Origin of the sequence: Paracoccus sp. P2 (genome assembly GCF_046335115.1) — a bacterium.
GTDB lineage: Bacteria > Pseudomonadota > Alphaproteobacteria > Rhodobacterales > Rhodobacteraceae > Paracoccus > Paracoccus pantotrophus.
Map to the genome: position 1 here is coordinate 1 of NZ_JBGOSN010000092.1, position 6,765 is coordinate 6,765.

General features: G+C 65.9%; 12 protein-coding genes. All 12 read left to right on the forward strand.

Going from position 1 to position 6,765, the window contains the following annotated elements; translation table 11 throughout:
• Nucleotides 1–81 precede the first annotated feature (81 nt).
• The 12 genes from ACDP63_RS23940 to ACDP63_RS23995 all read left to right on the forward strand — a co-directional run bounded on the left by ACDP63_RS23940 (nt 82) and on the right by ACDP63_RS23995 (nt 6,684).
• Entirely contained in the window at nt 82–396 is a 315-nt protein-coding gene (locus ACDP63_RS23940; protein WP_409928772.1) for a hypothetical protein, read from the forward strand.
• Nucleotides 393–557 carry a hypothetical protein gene (locus ACDP63_RS23945; RefSeq protein ID WP_155987263.1) on the forward strand — a complete coding sequence of 55 codons (165 nt, stop codon included), beginning with the start codon at nt 393–395 and terminating at the stop codon, nt 555–557. Before ACDP63_RS23940 ends, ACDP63_RS23945 begins: the two co-directional genes overlap by 4 nt.
• Nucleotides 558–740: 183 nt before the next feature.
• Nucleotides 741–1,055: a hypothetical protein gene (locus ACDP63_RS23950; protein WP_051419743.1), complete on the forward strand. Its 315-nt coding sequence runs from the start codon at nt 741–743 to the stop codon at nt 1,053–1,055.
• 1 nt (nt 1,056) lies between these two features.
• On the forward strand, nt 1,057–1,266 hold the full coding sequence (locus ACDP63_RS23955; RefSeq protein ID WP_409928773.1) for a hypothetical protein: 210 nt from the start codon (nt 1,057–1,059) through the stop codon (nt 1,264–1,266).
• A gap of 76 nt (nt 1,267–1,342) precedes the next feature.
• Complete coding sequence (locus ACDP63_RS23960; RefSeq protein WP_024844421.1) at nt 1,343–1,714, forward strand: hypothetical protein; 372 nt, start codon at nt 1,343–1,345, stop codon at nt 1,712–1,714.
• 12 nt (nt 1,715–1,726) lie between these two features.
• Nucleotides 1,727–2,710, forward strand: coding sequence for a DUF2303 family protein (locus tag ACDP63_RS23965; RefSeq protein WP_409928774.1), 984 nt, complete (start codon nt 1,727–1,729; stop codon nt 2,708–2,710).
• Nucleotides 2,711–2,770: 60 nt separating this feature from the next.
• A complete protein-coding gene (locus ACDP63_RS23970) occupies nt 2,771–3,004 on the forward strand; it encodes a hypothetical protein (RefSeq protein WP_231486729.1) in 234 nt (77 codons plus the stop codon).
• Nucleotides 3,001–3,387 (forward strand): hypothetical protein, encoded by a 387-nt coding sequence (locus ACDP63_RS23975; protein ID WP_024844418.1) that lies wholly within the window; start codon nt 3,001–3,003, stop codon nt 3,385–3,387. The genes ACDP63_RS23970 and ACDP63_RS23975 overlap by 4 nt, the downstream gene beginning before the upstream one ends.
• 177 nt (nt 3,388–3,564) lie before the next feature.
• Complete coding sequence (locus ACDP63_RS23980) at nt 3,565–3,723, forward strand: hypothetical protein (RefSeq protein WP_155984350.1); 159 nt, start codon at nt 3,565–3,567, stop codon at nt 3,721–3,723.
• Entirely contained in the window at nt 3,720–5,351 is a 1,632-nt protein-coding gene (locus ACDP63_RS23985; RefSeq protein WP_024844417.1) for a DNA cytosine methyltransferase, read from the forward strand. Before ACDP63_RS23980 ends, ACDP63_RS23985 begins: the two co-directional genes overlap by 4 nt.
• Nucleotides 5,351–5,587 (forward strand): helix-turn-helix domain-containing protein, encoded by a 237-nt coding sequence (locus tag ACDP63_RS23990; RefSeq protein ID WP_028710607.1) that lies wholly within the window; start codon nt 5,351–5,353, stop codon nt 5,585–5,587. Before ACDP63_RS23985 ends, ACDP63_RS23990 begins: the two co-directional genes overlap by 1 nt.
• Complete coding sequence (locus ACDP63_RS23995) at nt 5,557–6,684, forward strand: tyrosine-type recombinase/integrase (RefSeq protein WP_409928775.1); 1,128 nt, start codon at nt 5,557–5,559, stop codon at nt 6,682–6,684. Before ACDP63_RS23990 ends, ACDP63_RS23995 begins: the two co-directional genes overlap by 31 nt.
• Nucleotides 6,685–6,765: the final 81 nt, after the last annotated feature.

The window sequence follows — 6,765 nt, forward strand, 5'->3', positions numbered from 1 at the left end:
AGATGAAAGCTCCGCGCGTCGGGCGATTGCTCAACCTGCGCCAATTGGCGTAAACACTAACCGGGCTCCGGTCGCGGCTGGATGAAAGTTCAGGGGCAGGTCAGCGGGGCTGGTGTGCCGGTGCATGACTATGCGCCCGATGATCTGGTGCGCATCCATGGCGTTCCCGAGGCCGGGCTTGGCTGGGGCGAACCCGATCAGCGGCGGCCGGTGTCCTGGGCGATGGTCTTTATCTGGCTCGGCGCGGTGCTGCTGGTGATCCTGGGGATCGGGGCCGGAGTGTTGCTCGGTCAGATCGACTGGGGCGCGGTGCTGGACTTTGTGGCGCCGACAGCCGTGCAGGCGCGCGAGGCGGGCTGGGTGGCGCTGTCGGAGGGATCAGGGGTCCGGCCATGACGATCCTGGACCCGCAGCTGATGGCCGAGCGCGCGCCGGCGCTGATCGAAGAGAACCTGCGCTTGCGGGATCTGGTTCGGCGCATGGCTGAGCAGCTGGCGCATCTGGGAAATTCCGAATTGCTGGTCGAAGCCCGCAAGGTGCTTGCCGACCAGGTCTGAGATTGTCGGAGGGCTTCGGTCCTTCGTCGAGTTGGGTGCGCCTGGCTGCTTTCGTCGCACCCTCACTGGCTGGCCGCTCTGGCTTGAGTTCCTCCCTCCCTCCCGTGCCCGGGGCGGCCAGCACCTTTCCTTTCATACCGCGCTCGGCGGTTCCGGGCAGATCAGAAAGAGGACGTTTTGACCATGAACACCGCAACCGCTGCCGCGCCTGTCGCGGCGCCCGAGGCTACCGACCGTCAACCGCAAATCGCGGTGCTGGATCGCGGCTTTGTCTATGTGGGCTATTGCAGCCTGGAAGGCGGCATGCTGACCGTCACCGGCGCGCAGTGCATCCGCCACTGGGGCACCTCGCGCGGGCTTGGCGAACTCGCCCTCGAGGGGCCCAAGGCCAAGACCAAGCTGGACCCAGCCGGGACGCTGCATGCGCCCGTGAGCTCGGTCGTGCATCTGATCGACGCTGTCCCGGCGGTCTGGGACAAGCACCTGGCGGGCGCGTGACATGGGTGCGGACAGCACCACGGCCCCCTCCCTGATCGCCGATCAGGGAGCATCTGCGGCATCTGACACGCCGGGCATTCCGGTGATCCAGCAGGGCGGCGCGATACATAGCAGCTACGGCGACGGCTACGGCTACGGCTACGGCTACGGCGACGGCTACGGCGACGGCTACGGCGACGGCGACGGCGACGGCTACGGCGACGGCTGGTAGCCGGGGGCCGCGCATGCCTGCGGCCCGGCGCGGTGCCGGGCCGGTTCCTTCCCAACCTTTCAGATCAGAGGACGCTATGGAAATCCCATCTTCCGCGCCGCAGCTGCGTAGCCTTGACCAGATGCTGTCGCTTGCCGATGGCGGCGATTACCTGCCCGATCTGCTGTCGCGGATCGAGGCGAACAACGTCGAGATGCGCAGCTTTGCGCAGCAGTATTCGACCACCGCCAAGGGCAAGATCACCATCACCATCGACGTTGCGGTCGATCCTTTCGGCGCAACGCAGATGACGATGGATGACAAGATCGTCGGGCCCAAGTCGCCCAAGCGCAAGGCCGTCGCCTGGATGACCGGCGATGGCGGCATCACCACCCACAATCCCGCGCAATCCCGCATGGAAATCCGCGACGCCGGCAACGGCCGGCGCGAGCTGCGCGCGGCCGAGTAAAGGACAGTCCACATGACCACCGAGACCCCGAAGAACATCGCCGAGACGCTGCTGGCCGAGATTCCGCGCCTTGGCGAGGTCCAGCCCATCAGCATGCCGACGGCGGATACGCCCGAGGCGCCTTTCATTGTCGCCGTGCCCGAAGGCCTGCGCATCGAGGATCTGACTGCCAAGCACCGCGCCGTGATGGAGGCGCTGAAACCACTCCAGCGCACCGGCAAGGCGGTCCTGGCCGATCTGGACAGCCTGATTACCTGGACGAACCGCTTCAAGGGCGACGACACGGTGTTGTTCGGCCAAATCCATCCCGAACCCAAGCTGATCTCGGTGATCGATTATCACGGCTCCGGCGCGCCGGTGGTTGCGCCCGAGGCTGGAGATCCGTCCGCGAACTATGGTCGGCATCGGGCGGTCTACAACTTTCCGGTGTCCGAACAGTGGAAGCGCTGGTCGGCGATCGATGGCAAGGCGCTCGACAAGGATGTGTTCGGCGAGTTTATCGAGGCGAACGCCGATGATTTCCTTGATCCGACGCCGGCGCTGCTGGGCCAGGCGGGCGGCGAGATCGAAGCTTGGGAACAGCGGATGATCGACATCGCCGCCAAGATCCAAGGGCGGTTCGGCCAGTATGCCGCGATCAACCTGCTGTCGCGCGAGTTGAAGATCCACGAGGTTGGGCATATCGAGGTCAAGACCAACCGCGACACCGGCGAGGCGCAGGTCCAGTTCCTGACCGAGCATCGCAGCCCGGATGGCAGCCCTCTGACCCTGCCGAACCTGTTCATGATCGCGATCCCGGTGTTCGAGGAAGGCGCGCTCTACCGGCTGGCCGTGCGCTTCCGCTACCGCAAGGCCGGGCAGGACGTGAAGTTCATTGCCTCGATCTACAACCCCGACGCCGCCCTGCGCGACGCAGCCCGGGTGGCGATGCACTACGCCCAGGGCGAAACCGGTGTGCCGCTGATGATGGGCCGCCCGGAGATCGGCGCGGACTGACCCTTCCGGTGTGTCGCCCCGCGCGGGCGTCCATCCAGAATGGTCAGGAAGGAGTGCGACATGTCCGACAAGGAAGAGATGACCGACAAGGAAGAGATGACCGAGGCGGCGTTCATCGATCGCTTCGTCAATCACATGGTGCTGATCGGCGGCACCGAGTTCGCCGACGGTTCCTCGATCGAGAAATACGCCCGGGAGGTCGCGCCGACCTATTGGGCTGAGCCCAATCAGCGCGAGGACGGGCCGGAAGCCTGCGCCGAGGCGGATATCGACTGCTGGGAGTATGCGGGATGACCAGCGACATCGTTTCCGTCGAGATCGGCCGCAGCACCTGGCAGGGACCGGCCGAGGAAGCGCCGGGGTGGGCGCCAGAGGTCCGTCTTGCATCGCGCGAGGAACTCCTGGCCGGCGAAATCCTCGCCGAGTTGACCCGGGCCCGCGCGAAGTTCCCCGGCAAAAACGTGACCTTTGCCGCGCTGGTCGAAGAGGTCGGAGAGTTGGCGACGGCCACGTTCGAGGAAAGCGCGGACCGGGTGCGCAAGGAGGCCGTGCAAGTCGCGGTCATGGCCATGCGCATGGTCCTGGACGGCGATCACAGCTTTGAACCGTGGCGGGCCGAGAAGGGTCTCGATCCGCTTGATCCCGCCCTTCGCGCGCTGTCGGAGGGCCAGGCATGAGATCGAGCCGTCGGCGCACATACCCGGTTGAAAGCCTGGTCCCTATCCGTGACGGCGAGACCATAACCGTGAAGCTTGATCGCGAGCGCGGGGTTTTTCGCCGCGTCGATCATCTGGACTGGATTAGCACGGCCGTTGCGGCGGCGCTGGCACCGGCAAGGAGAAGGATGCAGTGCCATGACTGACCGCTGGATCAAACAACCCGGGCCCGGCCAGATGCGCGGCGAGGGCGAATGGGTCGAATACCTCGGCACCGACGAGGAGTGGGAATGGCTGCGCGGCACGGGGTTTCTGCCCACGGCCGAGGGCGAGAAGCCGGTGGAGGAGCGGGCATGACCTTCCAACCGCATCTCCCCCTGATCATCGACCCGATCCTGCCCGCAAATGGCCAGCCCCTGATCATCGACAGCTTTGCCGGCGGTGGCGGCGCCTCGACCGGGATCGAAATGGCGCTCGGGCGCAGTCCTGATATCGCCATCAATCACGACGCCGCCGCGCTCGCGATGCACGCGGCCAATCACCCCGAGACGCTGCATCTCAACCAGAACATCTGGCGCGTCGATCCCTCGGAAGCCTGCGCCGGCCGGCGCGTCGGTCTCGCCTGGTTTAGCCCGGACTGCACGCATCACAGCAAGGCCAAGGGTGGCAAGCCAGTGTCGCGCTGCCGCCGGGATCTGGCCTGGGTCGTGGTGCTGTGGGCCAAGCGTGCCCGGCCCGATGTGATCCTGCTGGAGAACGTCGAGGAATTCCGCGACTGGGGCCCGCTGACCGAGGACAACCGGCCGTGCCAAGTGCGCAAGGGCAAGACCTTCGCCAAATGGGTCGCCGATCTGCGCCGCCAAGGCTATCGCGTCGAATGGAAGCTGCTGCGGGCCTGCGACTATGGCGTGCCCACGATCCGCCGGCGGCTGTTCGTCGCCGCCCGTTGCGATGGCAGGCCTATAGTCTGGCCGAAGCCGACCCATGGCGATCCGCGCTCCGAGGCGGTGCGCCGCGGCCGGATCCAGCCCTGGCCAACGGCCGCCAGCATCATCGACTGGTCCCTCCCGTGCCCGTCGATTTTCGAGACCTCTGCCGAGATCATGGCGCGCTGGGGCATCCGCGCCCAGCGGCCCCTGAAGCCGGCCACGCTGCGCCGCATCGCCCGTGGCATCGTCAAGCATGTCATCGACGCGCAAGAGCCCTTCCTGGTCACATATGCCCAGCAGGGCGGGGGCAATCGCCCTGGCAGCGCGCCGGTTCACACGATCACCGCCAGCGCCAAGGACTACAACGGAATCATCGTCCCGACGCTGGTGCAGACCGGATATGGCGAGGCCTCCGGCCAGGCGCCGCGATGCCTCAACCTCGACAAGCCCATCGGCACGATGGTTGCCGGCGGCACGAAGCACGCGGTCGTCGCGGCCTTCATGGCGCAGCACAATGCCGGGCCGCGAATGACCCGAAATGCCGGCCGGCCCATGTCCGAGCCGGTCAGCACGTTGACCACGACCGGGACGCAGCAGCAGGTCGTGGCCACGCACCTGATGAATATGCACGGGGCGAACCGCAGCGACCGGGGCGCTGACGCACCGCATCCCTCGATCTGTGCCGGCGGCCAGCATGGCGCCATCGTGGCGGCGTTCCTCGACAAATACTATGGCGCCGACCAGAACCAGGGCGCGGGCGAGCCGCTGCACACCCTGACCGCGAAGCCGCGGTTCAGCGTCGTCACGGTCGAGATCGATGGCCAGACCTATGCCATCACCGATATCGGCATGCGGATGCTCACGCCTCGCGAGCAATTCAGAGCCCAAGGCTTCCCCGACAGCTACATCATCGACCGCGGTGCGGACGGCCGGACCCTCACGAAGACCGAGCAGACCCGCATGTGCGGAAACAGCGTCTGCCCGCCTCTGGCCGAGGCGCTGGTGCGGGCCAACTGCGCGCACTTGGTAGTCCAGGAAGAAAGGAGGATAGCGTGATGGGTAAGCACGAGCCAGCTTTCGCGCCGCGCCTGCTGCCGGCGCCCGAGGCTGCGCATTACCTCGGGATCAGCGAGACCAAGCTGCGCAGCCTCGGCCTTCCCAGGCGTATGCTTGGCGGCAAGCGGCTTTACGACAGGCTGGCGCTTGACGAATATGCCTCGGGCCTGCCCATTGAAGGGGAGGATGTCGAGGGCGTGAATACATGCGACGAAATCCTGCGGGCAATGCGGTGAAGCTGAAACACGTCAAGACCATCACCAAGGGCAATGGCAGGCAGTTCACCTATCTGGCCGTGCCGGGCCACAAGCTGGTCCGCCTGCCCGACGGCCCTAAGGACAGCCCTGAGTTTCTGATGGCCTATGCCGCCGCGCTGGCCGCTTCAACGCCCGAGCGAAAGGGCCGCCCGGTGGCGAACGGCAGCATTGCCGCCGCCATCATCAGCTATCAGCGCAGCGCCGATTTCACCGGAATGGCCACGACGACGCAGCAGCAACGGCGCCGGCACCTGAGCCATATCGCCGACACCTGGGGGAGCGCGCGGCTTGCAGATCTTCGGGCTTCGCACATCGAGGCGGATATCTCCAAACTCGCGCCCCACCCGGCCAACAACCGCAGGAAGGCTTGGAGGTGCCTCTGCACCTGGGCGAAGAAGAATCGGCTGATCGCGCAGGATCCATCGACCGAGGTCGATAAGGTCGCAACCGCGAAAAGCGACGGGTTCAAGCCCTGGTTGCCCGAAGAGATCGAGACGTTCCGCAAGCACTGGCCCATGGCCTCGCCACAGAGGCTCGCCATGGAGCTGATCTACTGGACCGCCGCACGCGCATCGGACGCCGTCAGAATCGGCCCGGGCATGGTCAGCAAGGACGGATGGCTGACGTTCAGGCAGCGAAAGACCGGGGGAGAGGTTTCGGTGCCGTTCAATCGCACCCTCCCCGACTTCGCCCTGGGCATGCAGGACGATCTGGACGCGCTGAAAGAGGCGATCGCCCATGCGCCGCGCCATATGACGTGGCTGGTCACGGCGCAGGGCAAAGCCAGGTCCGAAAAGGCGTTCAGCAGCTGGTTCGCCGGCGCGGCGGCCGATGCCGGCGTCAAGGGAAAATCGGCCCATGGCCTGCGGAAATCCCGCGCCATGGCATTGGCCGAGGCCGGCGCGACGGCGCACCAGATCGCGGCCTGGACAGGGCATGAGAGCCTGTCCGAAGTGCAGCGATACAGCAAGGCTGCCGACCGAAAACGCATCCTCTCCGGGGCGGATCAGGAACAGAAATTGGAAACCGATCCGACCCAGAATGGAAACCGGGCGTCTAGGGTCAGGATGCATTGATTTTCAGTGTGCTACGTGATTCACGGCTCGGAAAACGGAGCGGTGACATGAGCGACCTGTACTGGCTGACCGACGAGCAGA